This window comes from Neorhizobium sp. SHOUNA12A, assembly GCF_023006505.1.
GTDB lineage: Bacteria > Pseudomonadota > Alphaproteobacteria > Rhizobiales > Rhizobiaceae > Neorhizobium.
The window spans coordinates 1-802 of sequence record NZ_JALBGV010000200.1; the positions used below are offsets into that span (position 1 = coordinate 1).

The window sequence follows — 802 nt, forward strand, 5'->3', positions numbered from 1 at the left end:
CCAACCCCAAGCCGCTGGTTCCCGATCGCGCCCGCGCTGCCCAGGCGGTCAGGGAGGCTATGAACACCACCCGCCCCGGCACGCTCGCCATCCTTTCCGATGGCATGGCGGCCGCCAGCGACAACGAGGCCATGTCGACATTCGCCGCCCTGTCGCCCGCCGAAATGCGCCTGATCGAAGGCGACGGCCATAGCGCCGTGGCGCTGACCGACGCGGTCAACAACGCCGCCGCCATGTCGGTGACCGCAACACGCCTTCCGACCGCATCGGCACAGCAGATGAACGTCAACGCGCTCGACGCGCAGGGCCGCGCGCTCGCCTCAGGCACGCTGCAGTTTGCGGCCGGTGCTGCGACCGCCACGGCCGAGATCACCTCGCCGTTCGAGCTTCGCAACGATTTCGCGCGCCTTAGCATCGACGGGCTGGCCACCGCCGGCGCAGCACACCTGCTCGATGATGGTTTCAAGCGCCGCCGCATCGCGCTTCTCGCTGGCGAAAGCGGCAGCGATTTCCAGCCGCTGTTGCAGCCGCTCTATTACATCAGCCGCGCGCTCCTGCCTTATGCGGATGTCATCCAGCCGAATACCGCCGATCTTTCGGTCGCCATCCCGCAGATCCTCCAGGGAAACCCTTCCGCCATCATCCTTGCCGATGTCGGCCGCCTGCCGTCAGAAACCTACGCGCCACTGCAGCGATGGATCGCTCAGGGTGGTACGTTGATCCGCTTCGCCGGCCCGCGCCTTGCCGCCGCCCCCGCCGACGATCCGCTGGTGCCGGTGATCCTGCGCCAGGGTGAACGCGC

Annotated in this window: 1 pseudogene; it reads left to right on the forward strand. The window is 68.0% G+C overall.

Annotation, left to right across the window (positions count from 1 at the left end):
* A pseudogene (locus MOV63_RS32465) lies at positions 1–802 on the forward strand (RNA-binding protein); the annotation flags it as partial.